At 67.1% G+C, this 24,138-nt stretch carries 21 protein-coding genes; 5 read left to right on the top strand and 16 right to left on the bottom strand.

Going from position 1 to position 24,138, the window contains the following annotated elements:
• Positions 1 to 3: 3 nt before the first annotated feature.
• The 4 genes from V7787_RS25160 to dapB all read right to left on the bottom strand — a co-directional run bounded on the left by V7787_RS25160 (position 4) and on the right by dapB (position 3,716).
• Entirely contained in the window at positions 4 to 450 is a 447-nt protein-coding gene (locus V7787_RS25160) for a DUF6973 domain-containing protein (RefSeq protein ID WP_336089999.1), read from the bottom strand.
• Positions 450 to 1,577 (bottom strand): glutamine-hydrolyzing carbamoyl-phosphate synthase small subunit, encoded by a 1,128-nt coding sequence (gene carA / locus V7787_RS25155; RefSeq protein ID WP_336089998.1) that lies wholly within the window; start codon positions 1,575 to 1,577, stop codon positions 450 to 452. The genes V7787_RS25160 and carA overlap by 1 nt, the downstream gene beginning before the upstream one ends.
• A gap of 227 nt (positions 1,578 to 1,804) precedes the next feature.
• Complete coding sequence (locus V7787_RS25150; protein ID WP_336089997.1) at positions 1,805 to 2,461, bottom strand: DUF1631 family protein; 657 nt, start codon at positions 2,459 to 2,461, stop codon at positions 1,805 to 1,807.
• A gap of 517 nt (positions 2,462 to 2,978) precedes the next feature.
• Positions 2,979 to 3,716 (bottom strand): 4-hydroxy-tetrahydrodipicolinate reductase, encoded by a 738-nt coding sequence (gene dapB / locus V7787_RS25145; protein WP_336089996.1) that lies wholly within the window; start codon positions 3,714 to 3,716, stop codon positions 2,979 to 2,981.
• A 242-nt stretch (positions 3,717 to 3,958) separates the two neighbouring features.
• On the opposite strand from dapB, the gene V7787_RS25140 reads away from it, so the two are divergent.
• Both V7787_RS25140 and V7787_RS25135 read left to right on the top strand, forming a co-directional pair.
• The gene (locus V7787_RS25140; RefSeq protein WP_336089995.1) at positions 3,959 to 4,387 is read left to right on the top strand and encodes a hypothetical protein; all 429 of its coding nucleotides are present in this window, start codon (positions 3,959 to 3,961) and stop codon (positions 4,385 to 4,387) included.
• Positions 4,384 to 7,080, top strand: a complete 2,697-nt coding sequence (locus V7787_RS25135; RefSeq protein WP_336089994.1) for a hypothetical protein — start codon at positions 4,384 to 4,386, stop codon at positions 7,078 to 7,080. Before V7787_RS25140 ends, V7787_RS25135 begins: the two co-directional genes overlap by 4 nt.
• A 236-nt stretch (positions 7,081 to 7,316) precedes the next feature.
• Here V7787_RS25135 and V7787_RS25130 read toward each other — a convergent pair whose 3' ends face one another.
• From V7787_RS25130 to hrcA, 6 genes are all read right to left on the bottom strand, one after another.
• Positions 7,317 to 9,278 carry a DUF3857 domain-containing protein gene (locus tag V7787_RS25130; protein WP_336089993.1) on the bottom strand — a complete coding sequence of 654 codons (1,962 nt, stop codon included), beginning with the start codon at positions 9,276 to 9,278 and terminating at the stop codon, positions 7,317 to 7,319.
• Positions 9,279 to 9,457: 179 nt separating this feature from the next.
• On the bottom strand, positions 9,458 to 9,967 hold the full coding sequence (locus V7787_RS25125; protein ID WP_336089992.1) for a hypothetical protein: 510 nt from the start codon (positions 9,965 to 9,967) through the stop codon (positions 9,458 to 9,460).
• A gap of 257 nt (positions 9,968 to 10,224) precedes the next feature.
• Entirely contained in the window at positions 10,225 to 11,361 is a 1,137-nt protein-coding gene (gene dnaJ, locus V7787_RS25120) for a molecular chaperone DnaJ (RefSeq protein WP_336089991.1), read from the bottom strand.
• Positions 11,362 to 11,649: 288 nt separating this feature from the next.
• Positions 11,650 to 13,569 carry a molecular chaperone DnaK gene (gene dnaK, locus V7787_RS25115; protein ID WP_336089990.1) on the bottom strand — a complete coding sequence of 640 codons (1,920 nt, stop codon included), beginning with the start codon at positions 13,567 to 13,569 and terminating at the stop codon, positions 11,650 to 11,652.
• Between the two features lie 197 nt (positions 13,570 to 13,766).
• Positions 13,767 to 14,282: a nucleotide exchange factor GrpE gene (grpE, locus tag V7787_RS25110; RefSeq protein WP_336089989.1), complete on the bottom strand. Its 516-nt coding sequence runs from the start codon at positions 14,280 to 14,282 to the stop codon at positions 13,767 to 13,769.
• 312 nt (positions 14,283 to 14,594) lie between these two features.
• Positions 14,595 to 15,647, bottom strand: a complete 1,053-nt coding sequence (gene hrcA, locus V7787_RS25105) for a heat-inducible transcriptional repressor HrcA (protein WP_336089988.1) — start codon at positions 15,645 to 15,647, stop codon at positions 14,595 to 14,597.
• Between the two features lie 317 nt (positions 15,648 to 15,964).
• Between hrcA and recN the strand changes: the two genes are divergently transcribed.
• A complete protein-coding gene (gene recN, locus V7787_RS25100; protein WP_336089987.1) occupies positions 15,965 to 17,647 on the top strand; it encodes a DNA repair protein RecN in 1,683 nt (560 codons plus the stop codon).
• Between the two features lie 401 nt (positions 17,648 to 18,048).
• Here the strand turns inward: recN and fur are convergent, their stop codons facing one another.
• Entirely contained in the window at positions 18,049 to 18,453 is a 405-nt protein-coding gene (fur, locus tag V7787_RS25095; protein WP_336090012.1) for a ferric iron uptake transcriptional regulator, read from the bottom strand.
• A 205-nt stretch (positions 18,454 to 18,658) separates the two neighbouring features.
• Between fur and V7787_RS25090 the strand changes: the two genes are divergently transcribed.
• Positions 18,659 to 19,054 (top strand): outer membrane protein assembly factor BamE, encoded by a 396-nt coding sequence (locus V7787_RS25090; protein WP_336089986.1) that lies wholly within the window; start codon positions 18,659 to 18,661, stop codon positions 19,052 to 19,054.
• A gap of 233 nt (positions 19,055 to 19,287) precedes the next feature.
• Here the strand turns inward: V7787_RS25090 and V7787_RS25085 are convergent, their stop codons facing one another.
• Together V7787_RS25085 and V7787_RS25080 are read right to left on the bottom strand one after the other, a co-directional pair.
• The gene (locus V7787_RS25085; RefSeq protein WP_336089985.1) at positions 19,288 to 19,557 is read right to left on the bottom strand and encodes an RnfH family protein; all 270 of its coding nucleotides are present in this window, start codon (positions 19,555 to 19,557) and stop codon (positions 19,288 to 19,290) included.
• The gene (locus tag V7787_RS25080) at positions 19,554 to 20,021 is read right to left on the bottom strand and encodes a type II toxin-antitoxin system RatA family toxin (RefSeq protein WP_336089984.1); all 468 of its coding nucleotides are present in this window, start codon (positions 20,019 to 20,021) and stop codon (positions 19,554 to 19,556) included. The genes V7787_RS25085 and V7787_RS25080 overlap by 4 nt, the downstream gene beginning before the upstream one ends.
• Before the next feature lie 257 nt (positions 20,022 to 20,278).
• On the opposite strand from V7787_RS25080, the gene smpB reads away from it, so the two are divergent.
• Positions 20,279 to 20,791, top strand: a complete 513-nt coding sequence (gene smpB / locus V7787_RS25075; RefSeq protein WP_336089983.1) for an SsrA-binding protein SmpB — start codon at positions 20,279 to 20,281, stop codon at positions 20,789 to 20,791.
• Positions 20,792 to 21,051: 260 nt separating this feature from the next.
• On the opposite strand, the gene V7787_RS25070 is transcribed toward smpB, so the two are convergent.
• The 3 genes from V7787_RS25070 to V7787_RS25060 all read right to left on the bottom strand — a co-directional run bounded on the left by V7787_RS25070 (position 21,052) and on the right by V7787_RS25060 (position 24,076).
• On the bottom strand, positions 21,052 to 23,289 hold the full coding sequence (locus V7787_RS25070; protein ID WP_336089982.1) for a CHASE domain-containing protein: 2,238 nt from the start codon (positions 23,287 to 23,289) through the stop codon (positions 21,052 to 21,054).
• 65 nt (positions 23,290 to 23,354) lie between these two features.
• The gene (locus V7787_RS25065; protein ID WP_336089980.1) at positions 23,355 to 23,666 is read right to left on the bottom strand and encodes a hypothetical protein; all 312 of its coding nucleotides are present in this window, start codon (positions 23,664 to 23,666) and stop codon (positions 23,355 to 23,357) included.
• Entirely contained in the window at positions 23,666 to 24,076 is a 411-nt protein-coding gene (locus V7787_RS25060; protein WP_336089978.1) for a hypothetical protein, read from the bottom strand. Before V7787_RS25060 ends, V7787_RS25065 begins: the two co-directional genes overlap by 1 nt.
• Positions 24,077 to 24,138: the final 62 nt, after the last annotated feature.

The raw sequence follows: 24,138 nt of genomic DNA, 5'->3' as shown, positions 1-24,138 counted from the left end.
TCCTCAGTAAAGTCGGTCCTGCCACGCCGAGGGGGCGAGCCAGGTGATTTGCTCGGGCGATCGAGCATCGATCGCCCCATGGTCGACCGCGGCGCGAACATCGCGCTGCATCGCGGTCCAGTTTTCAGCGGCGGCGCCCAGGCGCGCGCCGATGGCGTTGTTGTGGGCGTCCATCGCCCGGCTCGGGTTGCCTTGCCCGCCCCGCTCCATCGTCGCGGTCACCCAGTCCACGCAGCGCGGCGACAAGGTGTAGGCGACGATCGCGCTGGCCAGGCTGTGGCGGTACGCATCGGCCGGGCCGTTGCGTCCGCCGGGCAGATCGGCGGCGAACCATTGCGAGTACACCGCGATCATCACGAAAGCGGGGTATGCGCCGAGTGCGGCCAGCACCGCCAGCACCCGCAGACGCCAGCGGCGTCTGCGCGGCGGCGAGGCCGGCGCTGCGCTCATCAGGCGCGGGCCTGCTCGATCGAGGCGATGAAGCGATCGAACAACGGCGAGACATCGTGCGGACCCGGGCTGGCTTCCGGATGGCCCTGGAAGCTGAAGGCCGGCGCGTCGGTCAAGGCGATGCCCTGGTTGCTGCCGTCGAACAGCGAGCGGTGGGTCACCCGCACATTGGCCGGCAGGCTCGACTCATCGACCGCGAAGCCGTGGTTCTGCGAGGTGATCATCACCCGGCCCGAATCCAGGTCCTGGACCGGATGGTTGGCGCCGTGATGGCCGAACTTCATCTTCAGCGTCTTCGCGCCCGAGGCAAGGCCCAGCAGCTGATGGCCCAGGCAGATGCCGAAGGTCGGGATCTTCTTGGCGATGAATTCCTTGATCGCGGCGATCGCGTAATCGCAAGGCTCCGGATCGCCGGGGCCGTTGGACAGGAACACGCCGTCGGGCTTGAGCGCCAGCACCTCGGCGGCCGAGGTCTGCGCCGGCACCACCGTCACCTTGCAGCCGCGCTCGGCGATCATGCGCAGGATGTTGAGCTTGACCCCGAAGTCGTAAGCGACCACGTGGAAGCGCGCATCGGCATTGACGAAGGCGTTGCGGTCCAGATCGAGCTGGCCTTCGCTCCACTCATAGCGTTCGCGCGTGCAGACTTCCTTGGCCAGATCCATGCCCTTCAGGCCGGGGAACTTGCGCGCGGCTTCCAGGGCCTTTTCCACGTCGATCTCGCCGGCCATCAGCGCACCGTTCTGGGCGCCGGTATCGCGCAGCAGGCGGGTGAGCTTGCGGGTGTCGATGTCGGCGATGGCGACCACGCCGCGGTCGGACAGCCACTGCGGCAGCGCGACCTGGCTGCGCCAGTTGCTGGGACGGCGCGGCACGTCGCGCACGATCAGGCCCGAGGCCCAGACCTGACGCGCTTCGTCGTCCTGATCGGTGCAGCCGGTGTTGCCGACGTGCGGATAGGTCAGCGTCACCAACTGACGCGCATACGACGGGTCGGTGAGGATTTCCTGGTAGCCGGTGATGGCGGTGTTGAATACCACTTCGCCGACGCTGAGGCCGGGCGCGCCTACGGAAACGCCCTCGAACACGGTGCCGTCTTCGAGAGCGAGAATTGCGGGTTGGGTCACGGGGGGTCGCCTTGGCTGCCGAAGGATCTGACCCCGAGCGCGTCATCGGCAAAACCGACTTGCAGCAAAGCGCGGACGCGGTGCGGGACCGGTCCGGCGGGCGGGGTTCAGGCGAGTCGGAATTCTAGCGGACCGGCGCCTTCGGCGCCAGTCTTGATGTGCCAGTTGGACTCGACTGCCGACGGGCCGGCGCCGGTCCGCGCTACAACGCCCCCTGCCAGCGCGGTTCAGCTACCCAGGACCCCGGCGGCGCCAAGATCGGTATTGAGCCGATCGCACAGCGGCCGCAACCCACCGGCGAGTTCCTGTTCAAGGCAGCGGTAGACCACCACCAGCGCATCGATGGTTACAGGCAGCCCCACTAGCGAAGCGTTCAGCGCCTCGACGATGAATTGGGGATGACAGGGATACTCCTGCGGCTGCAACCGATCGCGTCCGGCCAGCCGCGCCAGGCGCTGCCCCAACTGCCCCAGCGCGGGTTGGTTCGCCTTGGTCAGCCGCTCGATCATTTCCTGCGCGGTCATTTGCTCGACCAGGCTGTCGTCGGAGACCTGGCCCAATTGCATGCCCGCTATCGGCATCGCCCCGGTTCCGCCTTGCAGCCGCTCGAATCCACTAACGACACGCTCGCCGAAGCGCTGAACGATGCGGTCTTGGGCGCGACCCAGCTCGCGCACCGCGGCCAGTTCGGCGCCGCCGAGTTTCTTCTGGACCCAATGAACATCGGCGCGCTGCAAGGCCAGCCTCAGCACCCCGCTCAAATGCGGCAAGGCGACGCCTTGCGCGAGAATCAACAACATCTGCGGATCGTCATTACCTTTTGCGAATGGATTTGCGCCAACCGACATAATCTTCCCCCGATAATTCCGGCGGAGACTAGCCAAGCTTTATCCGCAAAAACAAGCGAAATTTTCTAGCCCGCACAAACCGCGTGGCGATCGGCACCATAATTACATTCTATTTAATAAAAACCGATGCCAGATAATCGCAAGGATAATAATTCGCACACAGAAAAAATCCGAGCTTCGCCGTCCATCATGCATCCCGGCTTGGGCCAAGCCCGCGTTGAAGCGATGGCGGCCGGCTGTTGTTCCGGGCCGCCGTTGGAAGCCGGACTCAGACCGATCGGGGCCGGGATCGTCGCGAGGGTCGTTTGTTCACCGTCCAAGCGGCAGAACGCGGCACCCCGTCTTTCGACGAAGCGCCGCGCGATCCGCTCGCGCACGGCGCAGATTGCGCGGCGCGGTCACGCGCCCCGCCCGCCGTCATTCCGGCGAAAGCCGGAACCCATTTCGATTTCGCCTTGATCGCCACGGCGAAACCAGCCGCCGGCGGCTCGGCAATGCGCGATCGCTCCGGCCCGCGGCCAATGGCGGCCGCTCCCACCGCGACATCGCGCACTCAAAGATTCGGAAACATCAACTCCGCCAAGCCATACCGCCCCGGCGCCTGATGGGCCACGCGCAACGCCGCTTCCAGCGCGCCGCGGGCAAAAATGTCGCGGTTGGTGGCGCGGTGAATCAGCTCCAGCCGCTCACCGGCGGCGGCGAACTGCACGGTGTGTTCGCCGACGATGTCGCCGGCGCGCAGGCTGGCGTAGTGCGGCTGCTCGCCGCGGCCGATCGCCGCGGCCGCGCCCAGGTGCAGCGCGGTGCCCGAGGGCGCGTCGAGCTTGCGGGTGTGGTGGGCCTCGATCACGTCGCAATCCCACTCCGGCAGCGCCGCGGCGGCGCGCCGCACCAGTTCGGTCAGCACCGCCACGCCGAGGCTGTAGTTGGCGGCCCAGACCACCGCGATGTCGGCCGAGGCCTGGTTGATCGCCGCGTTTTGCGCCGAACTCAGGCCGGTGGTGCCCGAAACCAGGGCTTTGCCGCGCGCGGCGCACAGGGCCAGCACCGGGTCGAAGCCCTCGGGCAGGCTGAAATCGATGGCGACGTCGAACTCCGGCGCGCCGTTCAACTCCGACGCGGCGAAATGCGGCACGCCCTCGATCACCCGCTGCGCGGGCTGCGAGCGCGAGTAGGCGGCGACGACCTGCAGATCCGCGCGTTCGGCGGCCAGACGCAACAAGGCCCGGCCCATGCGGCCGGACGCGCCGTGGATCAACAATCGCGGCGCGGTGGAAGTGGGGGTATTCATGCCCGGCAGGCTAGCCCGGCGCGGCGTCGCGGACAAGGCGCGGCGGCGTGGATTGGTCGCCCTCCCCGGGCCCGCGCGTCGGCGGTAAGCGCCCACTAATGCCGAAGAGTGAACCTGGCATCATCCAGGACGTGGTTTGGCGCGCAGAATGCCGACCTTGGCTGCGCTTTGCGCGCATCCGCACCGGCGCGACCCGCGGCCGGGAGCCGACGCTTCAACGACATCTCAGGGAGTGAACAGCAATGGAATCGTACGAGCCCCCTTTCCAGTGGGTGCAGTTCCCGCAAGGACGCGCGAGATTTTCCGGCGGCGTGCGCGGCGCCGATGAGCAGGGTCACGAAACCTTCGCGGTCGAGGTCGACGGCGAAGAACGCTTCGGCGAGATCGTCCGCGCGTTCCTGCCGAACAACAACGACTTCAACATCGAAGTGCTGTCCTTCGGTTACGCGCTGGATCGCGACATCGGCGCGCCGATGATCGGCGCCTGCCGGGTGTTCAGCGCCGCGCAGATCGCCGACGTGCATGCGCTGATCGTGCAACTGATCGCCGCCGGCGCGCGCTGGGACGACCGCCCCGCCCTGCTGATGGAGTACCCGACCGCCCGCTTCATGGGCGAAACGCTGTTCGCCGACGGCTGGGCTCTGGTCGAGGCCGAGGAGACCGCGCCGTGAGCGACGATTACTCCGCCCAGATAGCCCAGATCAAGAAAGCCGCCACGCTCGAGGAAATCCAGGCCGTCGCCCGCAATTATTCGGCCAAGGCGGTCGGCGAAGGCGGCATCCTCTACAGCCGCCCGGTCGGCAGCGTGTCCTCGGAAAGCATCGCCTTGGAACTCGCCAGCAAGACCGGCGAGCCGATCATCAACAACACCCCGCGCGCGCAGTTCCTCGGCGACAAGCAGGTCGAAAAAGCCATCCGCGAATCGGCCGAGCGGATTTTCATGGGCAAGGGCCAGACCCTGGCCCAGGCCAGCCAGTCGGCCGGCGATTTGCTCTACGGCAATCCCACCGCGGTGGCGCGCAGCGCGACATCGCTGGAAGGCTCGTTGTGGGGCGAAGCCTCGCACGAGTTCGCCGGCTCATTGCGCGGCGATGTCAAAGTCATCGCCAGCAACGCCAACATCGAGCGCGTGTTCGGCAAAGTCGAATTGCCGGCGGTGCTCGACAACCCCAACGTGCGCAGCCTGGGCGGGCAACCGACCGCTCAGCTGAAGACCCTCTACGCCACCGGCGGCGCCGACGCGGTGTTGCCGAAGGTGCAGGCCCAGTTCATCGAGGCCGCGCCCAAGGGCATCTTCGTCGCGCCCGAGAACGTCGGCACCGGCACGGTCACCAAGGTCAGTCTGTCGAAAGAAGCCGTGCTCAGCCTCGGCGCCGACGCGACCAAGTTCCCGCCCGCCGCCGAACTCACCCATGCCGGACTGGCGCGCGCGCCGACCGGCTTGAGCGCCGCACCGGCGGCGAGCGTGGGCGAAGCCGCGCTGGCCGGCGAAGCCGCCGGGGTCGCGCGCGGCCTGCGTCCGGGCACGTTGGTGAAAGGCGCGGCGGTGGTCGGCGCGGTCGCGTTGGCTTACGACTTCGTCGACACCGGCCATCAGGTGATGAAGCTGGAGGCGCAAGGCAACGCCGCGGGCGCCCAGTCGGCGCGCAACCATTTCATCGGCCGCAACGTCGGCGGGATCGGCGGCGGCATCGCAGGCGGCTTCCTGGCCGGCGCCGGCTACGGTCTGATCGTGGGTTCGGAAACCGGCCCCGGCGCCTTGGTCACCGGTGCCATCGGCGGCATCGGCGGCGGTATCGGCGGCGCCATCTGGGGCGAGAAATGGGCCCAGCAGAAGGACATCGACCAGGTCTTCACCCAGAAAGACAAAGACGGCAACGAGTGGAGCCGCGATCCCAAGCAGCCGCAATCGCCGTGGACGCGGGTCGCGCAGACCGAACAGATCAAGGCCACCACCACCGTCGGCGGCGATAACGGCACGCCCACTTACGGCAAGGTCCGCTACGTCGCCGGCGACATGCTGGCCAACGAGCTCAACTACAAATCCGCCAACGCGTCCTACGAACTCGGCCTGAGCCACGCGCGCAAGCCGCAGGACCCGTACACGCTGCCGTCCGGCAAGCACGACACGCCCAGCCTGGGCGGTGCCAGCGATTGGACCCGCGACGCCCAATCGCATGCGTGGAAACGCGAAGTCGTCACCGACTATCTCGAACACGGGATCAAGGTCAGCCACACCGAAACCGCCAACCCGCAGCGCGCGGCGGAGTTGGATCAGGCCTCCAAGCTGATCATCGCCGAGAGCGCCGCCAACACGCCCGCGGCGATCGCCGCGCGCTATCAGGTGGCCTACAACCAATTCGGCTGGAAGCAGAACGGCGAGGTGCCGCCGGCGATCAAGGACGCCGCCGCCAAGACCGACACCTTGCAAGCCTCCGACGGCGACATCTACACCCGCGGCGCCAACGGCGAGTGGACGACGCCAGGGATGATCTACGGCACCAATCAGGCCAGCGGCAACATCCGCGACGAATTGAACGGCATCCACCAAAGCCAGAAGGCCGGATTGCAGGAACTGTCCGCGGTCGCGGCCGAAGCGCTGGCGCATCCGACCTTGCCGCAACCGATGACGATGCGCGGCATGGTCGTCGGCGCTTACGCCAATGCCGGGGTAACCCGCACGCCGGAACAGATCGACGCCGCCACCGCCGCGGTCGCGCAGACCCACAAGAGCAACGGCCTGGACCATGGCGGCCGCCCGTATTCGCTGACCTTGCAACCCGATCCCAAGACCGGCCGCCCGGGCCCGGGCAGCGCCATCGTCACGATGATGGACGACGGCCGCGACGGGCTGCTGTCGGAAAGCAAGATGGTGCCCAAGGCCATCACCACCGCCGCGGAGATCAAGCAAGCGGAAAAACCCGCGGTGGACGGCCAGGCGCCGGCGCCGAAAACCGACGGCAAGAACCAGGGCGCGGTTACGCCTGCCAGCGGCGTCCAGCCCAAGGAACACGCCAGCAACTCGTTGCACCAGTTGCCGTCGGCCGATCAGGCCATGTTCGCCAAGATCCGCGGCGGCGCGCCGGCGCAGGTCTCCGACGACCACGTCGCCCACGCCATGCTGCTGGCGAAGAAAGACGGCATCACCGACGCGGGCAAGATCGAGAACGTGAAGATGTCCGGCGACACCTTGTGGGTCGCCGGCACCACGCCTGGGTTCAAGGCCTCAGTCAACGTCAACGAAGCCGTACCGCCGGCGCAGGAAACCGCGCGGGAAACGCTGGCGTTCAATCAACAGCGCGATCGGCAACCGGCGCTGGACAACCCGCAGCGCACTCAGAGCCAGCCGGGGCCTTCGGTCTGAAGACCCCGCATCGGACCCGCGGCCGATAAGCGCGCCGCGGCGGTTCGCCGTCACCGGGACCGTCCTGACTTAGAGCCGCCGACAAAACAGCCGGCCTCGGGACGAACAGAGCAAAGTCAAAATGGATTCCGGCTTTCGCCGGAACGACGATAGGCAAGTTGCTCGGTTTTGTTGCTGGCTCTCAGAGCGGTCCTCGTCGCCATCGCGGCGGCGGGTTTACCCGCCGCGCAACCGGCTTACTGGTACACCACCTGCGCCTTGAGGTTCGGCAGCACCTTGCGCGCGAACTCCGAGTAAGCGCGGTTGTAGTCGCCGCTGCAAACAGGACCGGTGGACACGTCCTCGATCACCCGATGCGCGTGCAGCACATTGCCTTCCAGGCGATAAGTCGCCTCGTAACGCGAGCCGTTCGACTCCAGCTTCAGGTCCTGCGGCTTGGCCAGCACCTTGACCGTGGCCGGAAACTCGATCCGGTAGGTTTCTTCCGAGCGCCCGCCGATGCACAGGCCCTCGCCTTCGTCCTTGCGCACCGGCCCGCCGCCGCTGCCGACCAGCGCCGCGACCGACAAGGGGTTCACGAACATTCCGCCGAGCGGGAACGCGCCCGGCATCGGGATCGCCTGCTTGGCGTCGATCTCGACCTGATAGCTGTGCTGGGCGCGCAAGGGCTTGGGATCGTCCTGGCGGAAGCTGCCGCTGGCCTGGACGCCGCCGCGCTCGAACACCTTCTTGACCAGTTCGGCCGCGTCCTTGTCGGTGAGATCGCGCAGGCCGGCGCGGAACTCCATCGCCGATGAGCCGTTGAGTTCGACCTTGATCGAGGCCTTCATGCTGCCGTCCTCGGCGATCACCACCCGGCTGTCCATGCGCTGGCGGTTGGCCAACTTGGCCGGCGCCGGCGTGCGCGCCTCCAGTTCCGGACGGTCCACCCGCAGCACCGGCTTGCCGGCGATCGCCCACGGCAGTTCGCCGAACGCGATGCCCTTGGCGGTGGCGTCCAGATACAGGTCCAGCCCCGGCAGATAATTGAGCACGTGATTGACCGCCGAAGCCACCGGCACCGGCGCCAGTTTGTAAGTGGTTCCGGAGTTGATCAGCACCTGGGTCGCCTCGATGCCCTTGGCCGCGAGCAGGGCCTGCAACAAGGTCGCATGGTCCTTGCAATCGCCGATGCGGTTGTCGAGCACGAACTCCTGATCGCGCGGCACCACCGCGCCCAGGCCGATGCAGTTGCCGGCGTAGTTGATGTTGAGCGACACCCATTCGTACAGCGCCTGCGCGACCTGGCGTTGATCGGTCTTGCCGGCGGCGATTTCGTCGGCGAGCTTGCGCACGCGCGCGGTCGGCACCGCCTTGGGCAGCGCGCGTTCGCCGTAGACGCGGGCGATGTCGGCGTAACTGGCGAAGGTGGAAACCGAGGCACCGTTGGTACGGGTCAGGTCGAACGGCGGCGTGGTGCCCCACTCAGCCTTCTTCGGCTGGGTGTTGCTGAAACTCCATTCGACGATGCGGCGATCGCCGACGACTTCGTCGCGCACGGTCTTCAGCTTGCCATAGGCCTCCTTGCGCACCTTCATCGATGCCGGCAGGTCGTACTTGAGCTTGATCTCGCCCACGTATCTGTAGTCGCTGAAGCTGCCGGTATCGGAGAAATGGCCTTCGAACATCGGCTGCTTGCCGACCAGACGGTAGTTCAACACCACGCTGTCGCCGACGGCGACATCGGGGAACACCAACTGGGTGGTGGCGATGTCCGAGAACGCCGGACCGCCGCCGCGCCCGTCGTTGGTCTGGACCTGGTAGTTGGACTTGGGCACCTCGATCCGGCGGCCGTCGGCCTTGAGCGTGTAGGCCGCGACCACGTCCAGCGTCTGCAGGCTGGCGCTGTAGTCGATGGAATCGTACTTGGCCGTCTCCACCGCATCCTCGCGCAACACCTTCAACGCCGATTCGCGCTGCTCGACGTAGGCGCCGTTGGGCTGGACGGTGTAGGTGAAGTGCAGGCGCTCCAGGCGCGCGGGTTCTTCGCGCTCATCCGCGCCGGGCTTGGCCGCCGCCGCGGGCGCGCTGTTTTGCGCGGGCGCGTCCTTCGCGGCTTGACCGGGCGTCGGTTTATCCTGCGCGGCGACGTTGAAACCGATGGCCGTGACCAGCGCCAGACACAGTGCGGCCGAACGCCGCGGCATGGCGATACGCATCCTTTCTTCCCCCGAATCCTTGTGATGATGAGCCGCGCCGCTGCGGCGCCGGCCGACGATTTTTATCACATCGCCGCGTCGGCGGTACGCGCGCACAAAAAAAGGGAGCCGAAGCTACCCTTTTCGACACGATCCGAACAAGCGTCTGGCCGTCGCTTTGGCAGAGGACGGCACTCGGATTACTTCGCCCCGCCGCCCCACAACCCCGTCTTGGGATGCGGCTTGTCCTCGGCGGCACCTGGCTTCTTTGCAAGTTCGAACACCCCGACCACCGCCTCGCTCGCACCCGGTCCGGAGTGGGTGAACCAGGCATACGCCAGATACCGCGGCGACTGGCCCGCCAGCCGCCAGACCATCGTCGCGATGCGTTCGTTGACGCCCGGGCCGACATCCAGCCATACCCCGCCTAGATCGGACTCGACTGCATTCTTGAAACGGCTGCGCACGCTCGCGCCGCCCACGCCTTCAGACGCGTAGACGAAACCGTGCTGCGCGCCAATCGCGAAATCGCCACCCAGCACCTGCTCCACATCCGAACGCAACTGGCGTTGCCGCGCGGCTTGGGCCTGCGCTGACAAGGACTTGAGGTCGGGGACGGAAGGCGGGGCGAATCGTTCGATCGCAGCAGGCGCTTGGGGGCGCGACTGGGCGAGGCTGCAGGAGGCCGACAAAGCCATCAGGCCAAACATCACGAATCGAAAAGAGACGAGCATGGCGACGATCTACCGACACGTTAGGGGCGCGGCTTACGGTGTGTCCCCGATGATGAGTTAATCGCGCTTTGGATATATAGCCGGACGCCGCACGATTTTCCGACCGCCGCCGTTTCCAGTCAGACCTCGCCAGCTCGCGTACAAGATCGAAGACAAAGAAAAAGGGAGCCTGAGCTCCCTTTCTCATTCGTACCGGCCGTTCACGCCAGCCGGCGCCGAAAACGAATCGACGCTTACGACGTCATCCGATCCCAAAACCCCTTAACCCCATCCAGGAACGTCGAGGACCGCGGCGAATGCTTGCGCGCGCCTTCGCCGACGAAGGTGGCTTCGAATTTCTCCAGCAGTTCGCGCTGTTCGGGCGTGAGGTTGACCGGGGTCTCGACCACCACGCGGCAGTACAGGTCGCCGGGTTTGCGGCTGCGCACCGATTTGACGCCCTTGTCGCGCAAGCGGAACAGCTTGCCGCTCTGGGTCTCGAAGGGAATGCGCAATTCCACTTCGCCGCCCAGCGTGGGCACGCGCACGACGTCGCCGAGCGCGGCCTGGGAAATGCGGATCGGCACTTCGCAGTGCAGGTCGTCGCCGTCGCGCTGGAAGATCTCGTGCTCGCGCACGCGCACTTCCACGTACAAATCGCCCGGGGGCGAGCCGGCCGGGCCGGCTTCGCCTTCGCCGGTCAGGCGGATGCGGTCGCCGTTGTCGACGCCGGCCGGAATCTTGACCTGCAGGGTCTTGGTGCGCTCCACCCGGCCCTGGCCGTGGCAGTCGCCGCAGGGGTTGGCGATGGTCTTGCCGCTGCCGTTGCAGTGCGGGCAGGCCTGTTGCATCGAGAAGATGCCGCGCTGGAAACGCACTTGGCCGCGGCCGTTGCAGGTGGTGCAGGTCTCGACCTTGCCGTCGGCCGAACCGGAGCCTTTGCAGGTCTCGCATTCGTCCAGGGTGGGGATTTCGATCTGCTTTTCGATGCCGCCGACCGCCTCTTCCAGGCTCAGCTCCATCACGTAGCCGATGTCGGCGCCGCGACGCGGACCGCGCGCGCCACCGCCGGCGCCGCCACCGAAAATATTGCCGAAGATGTCGCCGAAGATATCGCCCATGTCGGCGAAACCGGGTCCGCCCGCGCCACCGCCGCCCATGCCGTGCTCGAACGCGGCGTGGCCGTGCTGGTCGTAGGCGCGGCGCTTGTTGGCGTCGGCCAGGACTTCGTAGGCTTCTTTGCACTCTTTGAACGAGGCCTCGGCGGCCGCGTCGCCCGGATTGCGGTCCGGGTGAAATTTCATCGCGCAGCGGCGATAGGCCTTCTTGAGGTCGTCGTCGCTGGCGTTGCGCGCAACGCCCAGCACTTCGTAGTAGTCGCGTTTGCTCATGGGCTAAGGCTGGGACTCTGAAAACGGAATCGAAAAACGGCGGGCGCGAAAACCGCGGAAGAAGGTCGATCTGTCAGTCCGTCATTCCCGCGAAGGCGGGAATCCAGAGACTTCACAGTCGTGTCGCGATGAAGCCCTGGATTCCCGCCTTCGCGGGAATGACGGAGCAAAAGACTTCACCGACACCCATCCAAACCCAACCGCGGAAACAAGAACGGGGAACCGGGTCGGTGGCCGCCGCAAGCACAAGCCGCGCCACCTCGCCCGATTCCCCTATCCCGAATCGGCTTACTTCTTGTCGTCCTTCACTTCGGTGAATTCCGCATCGACCACGTCGTCGGCCTTGGCCGAAGCGCCCGCGTCGCCGGCCGGAGCGTCGCCGCCCGGCTGACCCGCGCCGGCGGCGGCGAACAGCGACTGCGCGGCTTCTTCCAGCGCGCGCGACTTGGCCTCGATCTGGCCCTTGTCGTCGCCCTTCATCGCCGTTTCCAGCTCGGCGATGGCCGATTCGGCGCGGCCGATCGCGTCGCCCGGCACCTTCTCGCCGTGCTCCTTGATCGCGCCGCGGGTGGTGTGGATCAGCGCGTCGGCGGTGTTGCGGGCCTGCACCAGCTCATGGAACTTCTGGTCTTCCTCGCGGTTGGCTTCCGCGTCGGCGACCATCTTGGCGATCTCTTCCTCGGACAGACCCGAGCCGGCCTTGATCTCGACCTTCTGCTCCTTGTTGGTCTTCTTGTCCTTGGCCGACACGTGCAGGATGCCGTTGGCGTCGATGTCGAAAGACACCTCGACCTGCGGCATGCCGCGCGGCGACGGCTCGATGCCGGACAGGTCGAAACGCGCCAGCGACTTGTTGAAGCGGGCCTGCTCGCGCTCGCCCTGCAGCACGTGCACGGTCACGGCCGACTGGTTGTCCTCGGCGGTGGAGAAGGTCTGCGAGGCCTTGGTCGGGACGGTGGTGTTCTTTTCGATGATCTTGGTGAACACGCCGCCCAGGGTTTCGATGCCCAGGCTCAGCGGGGTCACGTCGAGCAGCAGCACGTCCTTGACCTCGCCGGCCAGCACGCCGCCCTGGATCGCCGCGCCGACGGCGACGGCTTCATCGGGGTTGACGTCCTTGCGCGGTTCCTTGCCGAAGAACTCGGCCACGGCCTGACCGACCTTGGGCATGCGGGTCTGACCGCCGACCAGGATCACTTCGGCCACGTCGCTGGCGCGCAGGCCGGCGTCGTTGAGGGCGATGCGGCACGGTTCGATCGTCTTCTTGACCAGATCCTCGACCAGCGACTCCAGCTTGGCGCGGGTCAGCTTGATGTTGAGGTGCTTCGGGCCCGAGGCGTCGGCGGTGACGTACGGCAGGTTGACTTCGGTCTGCTGCGAGGACGACAGCTCGATCTTGGCGCGCTCGGCCGCGTCCTTCAGGCGCTGCAGGGCCAGCGGATCCTTGCGCAGGTCGATGCCCTGGTCCTTGTTGAACTCGTCGACCAAGTAGTCGATGACGCGCTTGTCGAAGTCTTCGCCGCCGAGGAAGGTGTCGCCGTTGGTCGACAGCACTTCGACCTGCATTTCGCCGTCGACCGAAGCGATCTCGATGATCGACACGTCGAAGGTGCCGCCGCCGAGGTCGTAGACCGCGACCTTGCGGTCGCCGCCCTTCTTGTCCATGCCGTAGGCCAGCGCGGCCGCGGTGGGCTCGTTGATGATGCGCTTGACCTCGAGGCCGGCGATCTTGCCCGCGTCCTTGGTCGCCTGGCGCTGGCTGTCGTTGAAGTACGCCGGCACGGTGATGACCGCTTCGGTGACCGGCTCGCCCAGGTAGGCTTCGGCGGTCTTCTTCATCTTGCCCAGCACTTCGGCCGAGATCTGCTGCGGCGCCATCTTCTTGCCGTCGGCGGTCGCCACCCAGGCGTCGCCGTTGTCGTGCGGGACGATCGCGTACGGCACCAGGCCGAGGTCTTTCTGCACTTCGGCGTCGGTCATCTTGCGGCCGATCAGGCGCTTGACCGCGTAGAAGGTGTTCTTCGGATTGGTCACCGCCTGGCGCTTGGCCGAGGCGCCGACCAGGACTTCGCTGTCCTTGGTGAAGGCGACGATGGACGGCGTGGTGCGGTCGCCCTCGGAGTTTTCGATGACCTTGGCCTTGCCGCCTTCCATGATCGCCACGCAGGAATTGGTGGTGCCCAGGTCGATGCCGATGATCTTGCCCATAGGTGTTGCTCCCTCTCTCAATGCTTGAATGTTGTGGGGCGGCGCGTGGTGCAGCGGCCGCCGATGTTCGCTATCTGGGGCCCGGTGCCGGGCAGTTCAAGCGCCCGTGCCCGCTCCCCTTAACTGCTGGTACTGCGGAAGAAACCCGCGATCCACGCCCATGCGGCCCCCGCCGCGGCGCGGACGCGTCTGGCCGTTCAGTGGTCCTGGGCCACCACCACCAGGGCCGGGCGCAGCAGGCGCTCATTGAGCAGCCAGCCCTTCTGGTAGACCTGAACCACGTGATTGGGGGCCACGCCCGGGGCCGGCACCATGCTCATGGCCTGGTGGTGCTCGGGGTTGAACGGCTGGCCGGTCGGATCGACCGCCACCAGGCCGTAGTCGCCGGCCATCTTGAGCAGCTGGCGCAGGGTCAGCTCCATGCCCTGGCGCAGGCCGCCGGCGTCCTCGCCCGCGGCGGCCAGACCGGCCTCCAGGCTGTCGATCACCGGCAGCAGATCGCCGAGCAGGCGCTCGTTGGCGAACTTGCGCGCCATTTCGATATCGCGGGCGACCCGCTTGCGCTGGTTGTCGAGTTCGGCGCGTTCGCGCAGCGAATCCTCGCGCAGCTTGCTCAGTTCGGCGCGCAGCGCGTCGACTTCCGACAGCTCGCCGCCCGCCGCGGGGTCCTGGACGTCGAGGTTGAGATCGGGGTTGGGATCGTTTTGGCTCATGCTGGTTCCTTGCGGCTATCCGCGACAGGGCCAGCTATGGGGTCGGCGCGGGGGCATTCAAGTGCCGGGATCTGCGTCGATCGCGCGGGATCGGAGCCGAGCGGCGGGCTTCGGCGGCGGTTTCGGGACAATCCCAGGGCCCGCGTCGAGGGGCGATAACCGGTTCACTACCTGTAGGAGCGGCGCAAGCCGCGACCGCGGGATGTCAGGTCGGGTCGAATACACGGCGCCGTCCAGGCCAAGGGCCAGCGGCGTCGTAACCGCAGTGGCGCGGTCGCGGCTTGCGCCGCTCCTACAGGGGCTGCGGCTGGCTCAGGTTTCTTCCGGCGACTGGAACGCGCTGCCCAGCGCATCGGCCGCGGCCTGCACCACCGGGATCACCCGGTCGTAGGCCATCCGGGTCGGGCCGATCACCCCAAGCACGCCCAGGACCCGGCCGCCGGCGGTGTACGGGGCGGTCACCAGCGACACGCCTTCCAGCGGCGCCAGCCCGGTTTCCTCGCCGATGAAGATGCGCACGCCCGGCGCGCGCACGGTGCGTTCGAGCAATTGCAGGATCTCGCGCTTGCGCGCGAAGGCTTCGAACAGCTCGCGCAGGCGGTCCAGATCGGCCAGTTCCTGCACACCCATCAGCCGGGTCTGCCCGGCCAGGACCATGTCGTCGTTGTCCGGAGCCAGCACCTGCTCGGCCAGTTCCACCGACTGCGCCAGCAGGGCCTGCATCTCCGACTGGGCGTTGCGCAGTTCCAGCAGCAAGGCGGCGCGGATCTCGGCCACCGGCCGGCCGGCGAAGTGGGTATTGAGGTAGTTGCCGACCCGCTCCAGCTCGCCGGCCTCGTACGGGCGGCGGGTCTGGATGATCCGGTTCTGCACGTCCTGATCGGCGAACACCAGGATCGCCAGCACCCGCTGCGCGTCCAAGGGCACGAAATCGATGCGCCGGAACGCGAACTGCTCGCGCTTGGGCACGCTGACCACGCCGACGAAATGGGTCATCGCCGACAACAGCTCCGAAGCGCTGCCGAGCAAGGCCTGGGTGCCCGACCCCGACGGCAGCTCGCTGCGCAGGCGCGCGACCTCGCCGTCGGGCAGCGGCCGCACTTGCAGCAGCGAGTCGACGAACAAGCGGTAACCCTGCGAGGTCGGAATGCGCCCGGCCGAGGAATGCGGCGCGCTGAGCAGGCCGGCGTCTTCCAGGTCGGACAGGATGTTGCGGATGGTCGCCGCGCTGACGTCCAGGCCGGCGTGTTTGGCCAGGGTCTGCGAACCGACCGGCTCGCCGCTGTGGATGTAGCGGCCGATCAGGGTGCGCAGCAGGTGGCGTGCACGCGGGTCGAGGCTGGGGTCGGAGGGGCGGCGGTTCATGGGGATGGATATAGGCGCGGTGGGCGTTTGGCGCAAGGAGGTCGCTAGATTACGAAGCGCGGACTCGGGACTGAAATCGATATCCGCTATTTAAGCCCCTCTCCCGCTTGCGGGAGAGGGGTTGGGGTGAGGGAATCCAGGTTGCGCCGCCGCTTGATGCCACGCGCGCCCTCATCCGCCCTCCGGGCACCTTCTCCCGCAAGCGGGAGAAGGGAAAGCAGCAGCGTCTCACTTATTGATCCACCGCCCCCCTACGCTCGCCCCCGCCGCCGTTCCCATTCCCAGCCACCACCCCGCACAGGCACAATCGCCGCCGCATGCTCGCTCATCTCTCGCTCAAGCAATTCGCCGTCGTCAGCGCCGCCGAACTCAGTTTCGGCCCTGGCCTTACCGTGATCTCCGGCGAAACCGGCGCCGGCAAATCGCTGCTGGTCGACGCCCTGGGCCTGCTCAGCGGCCTGCGCGCCGACAGCGGCGTGGTCCGCCACGGCGCCGACCGCGCCGAGCTGGTCGCCGATTTCACCCTCGACGACGCCCCGCTCGCCGCGGCCTGGCTGCGCGAGAACGAACTCGACGAAACCGGCGACGGCGACGCGCCGGTCTGCCAGGTGCGCCGGGTCATCCGCGCCGACGGCGGCTCGCGCGCCTGGGTCAACGGGCGGCCGGTGACTTTGAACCAACTGGCCGATCTGACCTCGCGCTTGGTCGAAATCCACGGCCAGCACGAACACCAGGCGCTGATGGCCAAGTCCAGTCAGCTCGACCTGCTCGACGCCTACGGCCGCAACGACGCCGCGCGCGAGCCGGTCGCCCGCGCCGCGCGCGAGTGGAGCGCCCTGCTGCGCGAACGCGACACCTTGATGGCCCAGGGCGACGTCTCCGACCGGATCGGCTGGCTGGAACACCAGCACGCCGAACTCGAACGCGAGGCGCTGGAGCCCGAAGCGATGGCCAAGCTGATCGCCGACCACCGCCGCCACGCCCACGCCGCCGGCCTGATCGCCGCCTGCGAAACCGCGTTCGCCCGGATCGGCGGCGACGAAGGCCCGTCGCTGACCCGCACCCTGCAGCAAGTGCGCGGCGAATTGCAGCGCGTGGCCGAACACGAATCGCGCCTGCGCGACGTCGACGCGATGCTCGACAACGCCGCCATCCAGATCGACGAAGCGCTGTCCCTGCTCGACCGGGTCCGCGACGATCTCGACCTGGACCCGTCCGCGTTCGAACAGATCGAAAGCAAACTCGGCCGCCTGCACGAACTGGCGCGCAAGCACCGCATCGCCCCGGAACAACTGGCCGCGACCCGCGACAGCGTCGCCGCCGAACTGGAACAACTGCGCGGCGCCGGCGTGCGCCTGGACAAACTCGACCTGGAAATCGAAACCGCGCGCAAGAGCTGGCGCAAGGCCGCCGACGCGCTGGGCCAATCGCGCCGCGACGCGGCTCAATCGCTGTCGGCCAAGACCACCGAGCTGATCGGCGAGTTGGGCATGGGCGGCGGGCGCTTCGACGTGGCGATCGAACCGATCGAAGAAGACCGCCCCGACCCGACCGGCGGCGAGCGGGTGGAATTCATGGTCGCCGCCAACCCGGGCCAACCGGCGCGGCCGCTGCGCAAAGTCGCCTCCGGCGGCGAGCTTTCGCGGATTTCGCTGGCGATCGAAGTGGCCGCATTCGGCTTGGACGCGGTGCCGACGATGGTGTTCGACGAAGTCGACTCCGGCATCGGCGGCGCGGTCGCCGAGATCGTCGGCCAGAAGCTGCGCGCGCTCGGCGGCAGCCGGCAAGTGCTGTGCGTGACCCACCTGGCCCAGGTCGCGGCCCAGGGCCACGCCCACTACCGCGTCAGCAAGGCCGCCAGCGAAGGCGTGACCCAGAGCGCGGTGCAGATGCTCGCGGCCAAGCAACGCGAAGAAGAAGTGGCGCGCATGCTCGGCGGCATCGAGCTGACCAAGGAAGTGCGCGCGGCGGCGAAGCGGTTGCTGGCGGATGTGGGGTGAGGATTCGGGATTCGGGTTTCGGAAGCCTAAAAAGCCCAGCCCCCGCCCCCTTAGGCCCCAGGCCCGAAACCCAAAAACGACGAACCTACCTACCGTCATTCCCGCGAACGCGGGAATCCAGTGCCTTTCGTGCGAGAACGTTTGAAGTCGCTGGATTCCCGCGTTCGCGGGAATGACGACCTGGATGCATGACGCTGAAGTCTCTGGATTCCCGCCTTCGCGGGAATGATGTTCTGGAAGGATGGCGCTTAAGGCTCTTGGCTCTGGATTCCCGCCTCCGCGGGAATGGCGAGCCGAAAAGTGAATGCCCAAAAAGAAGGCCCGCCAATGGCGGGCCTTCTGCATTCCAACACCATCGGACCGGCTTCGCCCTTACGGCTCCCGCTCCAAAATCTCAGCGCTCAGCGCTTCTTGCGCACATAAAGCACCAACGAGTGCTCCTCGATCAAATACCCGTGCGAGGCCGCGATCTTGCGCTGCAATTCCTCGATCTCCGCGCTTTCGAACTCGATGATCTTGCCGCTGTCGATATCGACCATGTGATCGTGGTGATGACCGCGATCGAGCTCGTACACCGACTGGCCGGCCTCGAAATTGTGCTTGAGCACCAAACCGGCCGATTCGAACTGGGTCAGCACCCGGTAGACCGTGGCCAGACCGATGTCCTCGCCCTTTTCCAGCAGCATGCGGTAGATGTCTTCGGCGGTCATGTGGCGCGGCTTGGATTGCTCCAGCAGCTCCAGAATCCGCATCCGCGGATGGGTGACCTTGAGGCCGGCGTTGCGCAGATCCTGCGATTCCATAATCGGTGTCCCTTGAACTGGTTCGGCCCGGCGGCGCGCCGGGCCCGTGATGACCGGCTGGCCGTCGCCGCGAGGGCGCTCCGGGCGGGCGGGCCGGAATGGCGGATGAACGCGAGGGGCTACCGCGCGCCGCTGTCCGCCCTTGGAGGGGTCTGGCTTCAGTGTATCATCGGCCCCGTTGCCTTCGACTGCCGCAGACCCTCATACGATGCGTAAGCTCCTGCTCGTTCTCTCGATCACCCTGCTCACCGCCGGCTGCGGCATCATCTACAAGCAGCCCATCTATCAGGGCAATCTGCTCGAGAAGTCCGCCGTCGACCAGCTCCAGACCGGCATGAGCAAGCAGCAGGTGCAGGTGCTGATCGGCACGCCCTCGATCGAGGACCCGTTCCATCAGAACCGCTGGGACTACACCTCGACCCAGCGCGTGGACCGCCTGGGCCACACCAGCCGCAAGAACCTGACCCTGTGGTTCGAAAACGACGCCCTGACCAAGTGGGAAGGCGACTACTTCCCCGAGCAGGACGAACAGATCGCCAAGGCCTCGGTCAAGCAGTTCGGCCGCAACCTGGCCAAGGAAAAGGACAAGAAGCGCCGCCGCTGAACCGCGCGCGCCCGTCCCGCCGAAACCAGCCGCCGCGAGGCGGCTGTTTCGTTTGCGCGCATAGGATCAGCACCCGCCGCTGCAATCCGCGCAGCCCGCCGCCCCATCCACGCAGCGACGCCCCCACCTACCGTCATTCCGGCGAAAGCCGGAACCCATTTTGATTTAGCGCTTCCCGCCCCCGCCAAGCGCCGATCGGCGAGCTTCGGGATTCCGCCAGAGCCCTCGCCGACCTACTTCTTCTTAAGCGGCCGATCTTCCGCCCGCCGCCGCCGCGCTTCTTTCGGATCGATCTGCAACGGCCGCAGCAACTCGACCCGATCGCCCTCACGCAGCACCGTATCGGCGTCCGCGCGCAGGCCGAACACGGCGTAAGCGACGCTGTCGGAATCGTCGTCGAACCCGGCCGCCGCCACCGCCTGCGCCACCGTCGCGCCCTCGGCCAATACCAGCGCGGCCGTCTCGAACCGGCGCGGCCACGCCCGGATCACCTCGACCTTCACGCAGGCCCGCCCGCGCTGGCCACCGGCAGCGCCGGTTCGGCGCCGCGATCGGCCACGCGCACGAAATCGTCGACCATACGGTCGGCCAGACTCTGGAAGCCCAGCGCCATCGCCGGCCCCAGCAGCTTCACCGCCGGCTCGAAATCCAGGGTCAGGGTGACCTTGCACGCCGATTCGTCCAGCGCATGGAACTCCCAGCGCCCGCCGAGCTTGCGGAACGGCCCGTCGACCAGCTTGAGCTCGATGTGGTGCGGCGGCGTCAGCGTGTTGTGGGTGGTGAACCAGGTGCGCAACGCGCCCAGGCCCAGATCCAGCCGCGCAACCATGTGGTGTTCGTCGGCTTCGAGAATTTGCGCCTGATCGCACCAATCGAAACGGCGCGGATACGCCGCCACGTCGTTGACCAGCGCGAACATGCGCGCGGCGGAGTGCTCTACCAGGGCGGAACGGCGGATGGTGGGCATGTGGTTATCGCAATGAGGCTGGCGGCGCGGGATTCAAGCCAACCGAAGCCGAGAAAAAGCAGACCGGACCGAACCGGCAAACATCGTAGACCGAACCGCGTCCTGGCCGGAATCCATGCGCGGCCCGCGGATAGGATCGAACCGGCCCCACCCCGCTCGCCCCGCCCGACGCGGCCTGGAACCGCTCAGAACCCCGCCGAAATCGCCCCAACTAAAGACGGCTACGCAAACCGCCTCCGGATCGGAGACAATGGCTCATGGCTAACAAGACCAACAACAAGGCCGGTAAGGATAAAGGAAAGGGCGGCGCGGGCGGCACCATCGCGCAGAACAAGCGCGCCCGCCATGAGTACCACCTGGAAGAACACTTCGAGGCCGGCCTGGCCCTGGAGGGCTGGGAGCTCAAATCCATCCGCGCCGGACGCGCCAACATCACCGATGCCTATGCGGTCGTCCTGCATGGCGAGATGTTCCTGATCGGCGCCCAGATCACTCCGCTGATCCAGGCCTCCAGCCACGTCGTGGCGGTGGAGCGGCGCACCCGCAAGCTGCTGCTGCACCGGCGCGAGATCGACAACCTGATCGGCCGCATCCAACGCGACGGCTACACCGTGGTGCCGACGTCGCTGTACTGGAAGGGCAACAAGGTCAAGGCCGAGATCCATCTGGCCAAGGGCAAGCAGAACCACGACAAGCGCGACGCCAGCAAGGAACGCGATTGGGCGCGCGAGAAGCAGCGGGTGATGCGGCGGCATAATCGCGACGCTTGAGGCTGCGTTCGGAGTTCAGGCGGCTTGGGCTTCGGGACTCGGAGTTCGCGGTTCGCGATCGTAGACGTAGTTGCGGCTACAGCAATCGCCACAGCCGGCGCCAGCACCAGCACCAGCACCAGCGTACCCACCTACCGTCATTCCCGCGAACGCGGGAATCCAGTGCCTTTCGTGCGAGAACGCTTGAAGTCGCTGGATTCCCGCCTTCGCAGGAATAGCGAACTGAAAGATGGCGCGCCGCAGAAACAGCGCCCATCCCCTCACCCCCCGTGCCCGCCGCCCGGCAAGGTGAAACAGAACATCGCCCCCTCGCCTTCGCTGCCCTCGGCGCGGATGGTGCCGCCATGGCGTTCGACGATGCGCTTGACCGACGCCAGCCCAATGCCATGCCCGGCGAAATCCTCGACGCTGTGCAAACGCTGGAACGGCCGGAACAGCTTGTCGACATAGGCCTGCGGGAACCCGGTGCCGTTATCGCGAACGAAGAACTCGCGCACGCCGTGGGTTTCCACCATTCCGAACTCGATCTGCGCCGGATCGCGGTCGCGGGTGAACTTCCAGGCGTTGCCGAGCAGATTGCCCAACAAGTTGCGCAGCAACGGCGCGTCGCCGACCACTTGCAGGCCGGGCTCGATCCGCACCTGGACCGCGCGCTGGCTATCGCCCATGCGCAACTCTTCGATCAGCTCGCCGGCCACGCGACTCAAATCCACCGTCTCGTGCTTAAGCTCGCCGCGAGTCAGACGCGACATCTTCAGCAAGGCATCGATCAGATCGCCCATCCGCGCAGCGGCCTTGCGCACCCGCGCCAGATAGCCGCCGCCGGCCTCATCGAGACGGTCGGCGTATTTCTCGCCGAGGATCTTGCTGAACCCGTCGATCGCCCGCAGCGGCGCGCGCAAATCGTGCGAAACGCTGTACGCGAACGCCTCCAGCTCTTGATTGGCCTGACTGAGCTCGCGCGTGCGCAAGGCCACGCGCGCCTCCAAGGTGCGATTGAGCGCATGCACGCGCGCTTCCGCGCGCAGCCGCTCGGTGACGTCCTCGACCTGGACCAGACCGGTGATGTCCTGCCCGACCTTGCCCGGCACCGGCGAATACGTCAGCTGCACCTGCCGCGCCACGCCGTGCTGGCGCCGCAACCGGCGGGTGGCCCGCTGCACGCCGTCGCCATCGCCCTCCTCGCCCCTCAGCACCAGACTTTCGCCGTCGTCGTCCTCGAGCAGGCTGTCGAAACGCTGATCCAGCAGTTGCGGCAACGGCAGCCCGACGATCTTCGACAGCGACGGATTGGCATCGACGATGCGCCCCTCGCTGTCGAGCAAGGCCTTGCCGATCGCCGAATACTGCATCGCGCCGCGGAACCGCGCCTCGCTGCGGCGGAAGTCCTCGGTCATGCGCAGCGCGATCTGCCGCGCGCGCGACTCGGTATGCGCCAGCACCAGGGCGATGCCGTACAACAGCAGCGAGGTGAAGATGCCCAGCGCGAACATGTTGCGCAGGTTCTCCATCCGCGGCACCGCTTCTTCGATCGGCGGCGATTCGTACTCGATCCGCCAGGTCCGCCCATACACCTCGAACGTCGCCTTGTGCACGAACGCCGCCGGCTGTTGCGGCTTGGGCCCGGCCGGCTGGAACAGCAAGGTGTCGCGCCCGCCGCTTTCGTCGTAAACGCGGAAACGCATGTCGCGGTGGCTGTCGCCGAGCGACGTCTCGATGAACTTCTCCATCCGGAACGGCACGTACACCCAGCCCTGCATCTCGGCGCGGCGCAAGTTCGGACTCTGCGGACGGCCGCCGCCCAGATACACCGGCAGCACCAGGATCATGCCGGTGCTCTGGGTGCCGTCGTGCTTGTCCTGGATCAATTCGATCTTGCCCGACAAGCGCGCCTGCCCCGATTCCAGCGCCGTCTCCATCGCCGCGTGGCGGGTGGCCTCGGCGAACATGTCGTAGCCGATGGCCTCGATATTGGCCGGCGTCCGGGGTTCGAGAAACAGAATCGGGCCGTAGATCTCGCGCTGGCCGAACGGCCGCACCGTCAGCAACCCGTAACCGGCGTCGCGCCACTCGTTCTGCAACTGCACCAACAACCGCTGCGGCACGTAACCGGTGAACCCCAGGCCCAAGGTCGCCGGGAAGCGCCGCTGCATGTTCATGCCTTCCACATACGCCTTCCACTGCGCCGCGGTCGGCCGCTGCACCGAGGCGAACAACGACACGCCGCCGCGCGCGACCAGTTCGTAGTTGACCAGCCGCTGCTGGATCAACTCGGTGACCTGCACGGTGCGTCCGACGAATTCGGTCTGGGCCGCGCGCTGCTCGCGATCGCGCGCGACCCGCCAGGCGGTGAACACCAGCACCAGCGCGACGATAAAGACGATGAAAGCCAGCAAATAGCCGCGACGCGGCATCAGGCCGGACACGTCGGCATAGTCCGGCGAAGTGTCCGGCTCGTTGGGTGCGGGGGCGTGGGCGGCCGGATCGGTCGTCGTCATCCGCCCTAGCATACAAGCCGCCTCGCGCAGGCCGCATCACGCCGCGTTGGCGCCGGCCCGCGCGGCTAATCGCGGCGCAAGCCGTCGAGCATCAACCGGTTGATGCAGTCCAGATGATCCACCGCCAGCCGCCGGCACAGCCGCGGCCAATGCCGCTGCGGCTGGATCGAGGCCCCGGACAACTGTTGCATCGCCAGGTAACGCTCGATCTCATCGGCCAGTTCCAGCAACGCGCGGCCGTTGCGATCGGCGCGTTGCGCGAGCCGGTCGTGACGGGACGCCAGCCGCCCCAAGCCCCAGCCGGCCGCGACCAGCGCCGCGATCAACACCACCGCGCCGGCGACCAACACCCACGGCACCCACACCGACGCGGCCATCACCCGCCCCCCGGGGTCAGCGCCAACAGCTCGGCCGGCTTGATCTTGAAACGGCAGGCCTGGGCCATCACCAGCGCGCGCTCGCGGGTCGACACATAGCCGCGCACCCGCATCCGCCGCAGCATCGCCCCGGACACCCCGGCCGCCTGCGCGGCCTCGCGCGCGGTCGGGAAACAGGCGATGTAGCGTTCAATGGGATTGGGCGAACGGCTGCTGGGTTTGCCCCGCCCGCGCCGGCCGCTAGCACCCCGGCCGCGCGATTCCACGCCACTTTCGGCCTGCGGTTCGGCCACGATCGTGACGCGGTTTCCGGTTTGCGCAGCCCGCCTCCGGGCGCCGACCTCCGGAGCGGCCGGATGGCCCGCTCCGTTCGCAGCGGTACTGACGATAAAACGTTTGAGTCGCTCCATAACCCTTCCTCTCCGGCATCCATGCCAAACCAAACTACCATCTGAAATTGCTCTTTTCAACG

The organism is Pseudomonas sp. CGJS7, assembly GCF_036961695.1.
The sequence above is the reverse complement of the archived record's forward strand: the minus strand, read 5'-3'. Positions and strand labels throughout refer to the sequence as shown.

What these genes read in the sequence shown, in the direction of transcription:
- V7787_RS25160 (WP_336089999.1), bottom strand. Translation starts at nt 450, where the DNA reads ATGAGCGCAGCGCCGGCCTCGCCGCCGCGCAGACGCCGCTGGCGTCTG.
- dapB (WP_336089996.1), bottom strand. Translation starts at nt 3,716, where the DNA reads ATGAATACCCCCACTTCCACCGCGCCGCGATTGTTGATCCACGGCGCG.
- V7787_RS25140 (WP_336089995.1), top strand. Translation starts at nt 3,959, where the DNA reads ATGGAATCGTACGAGCCCCCTTTCCAGTGGGTGCAGTTCCCGCAAGGA.
- V7787_RS25130 (WP_336089993.1), bottom strand. Translation starts at nt 9,278, where the DNA reads ATGCGTATCGCCATGCCGCGGCGTTCGGCCGCACTGTGTCTGGCGCTG.
- V7787_RS25125 (WP_336089992.1), bottom strand. Translation starts at nt 9,967, where the DNA reads ATGTTTGGCCTGATGGCTTTGTCGGCCTCCTGCAGCCTCGCCCAGTCG.
- dnaJ (WP_336089991.1), bottom strand. Translation starts at nt 11,361, where the DNA reads ATGAGCAAACGCGACTACTACGAAGTGCTGGGCGTTGCGCGCAACGCC.
- dnaK (WP_336089990.1), bottom strand. Translation starts at nt 13,569, where the DNA reads ATGGGCAAGATCATCGGCATCGACCTGGGCACCACCAATTCCTGCGTG.
- grpE (WP_336089989.1), bottom strand. Translation starts at nt 14,282, where the DNA reads ATGAGCCAAAACGATCCCAACCCCGATCTCAACCTCGACGTCCAGGAC.
- hrcA (WP_336089988.1), bottom strand. Translation starts at nt 15,647, where the DNA reads ATGAACCGCCGCCCCTCCGACCCCAGCCTCGACCCGCGTGCACGCCAC.
- recN (WP_336089987.1), top strand. Translation starts at nt 15,965, where the DNA reads ATGCTCGCTCATCTCTCGCTCAAGCAATTCGCCGTCGTCAGCGCCGCC.
- V7787_RS25090 (WP_336089986.1), top strand. Translation starts at nt 18,659, where the DNA reads ATGCGTAAGCTCCTGCTCGTTCTCTCGATCACCCTGCTCACCGCCGGC.
- V7787_RS25080 (WP_336089984.1), bottom strand. Translation starts at nt 20,021, where the DNA reads ATGCCCACCATCCGCCGTTCCGCCCTGGTAGAGCACTCCGCCGCGCGC.
- smpB (WP_336089983.1), top strand. Translation starts at nt 20,279, where the DNA reads ATGGCTAACAAGACCAACAACAAGGCCGGTAAGGATAAAGGAAAGGGC.
- V7787_RS25070 (WP_336089982.1), bottom strand. Translation starts at nt 23,289, where the DNA reads ATGACGACGACCGATCCGGCCGCCCACGCCCCCGCACCCAACGAGCCG.
- V7787_RS25065 (WP_336089980.1), bottom strand. Translation starts at nt 23,666, where the DNA reads ATGGCCGCGTCGGTGTGGGTGCCGTGGGTGTTGGTCGCCGGCGCGGTG.
- V7787_RS25060 (WP_336089978.1), bottom strand. Translation starts at nt 24,076, where the DNA reads ATGGAGCGACTCAAACGTTTTATCGTCAGTACCGCTGCGAACGGAGCG.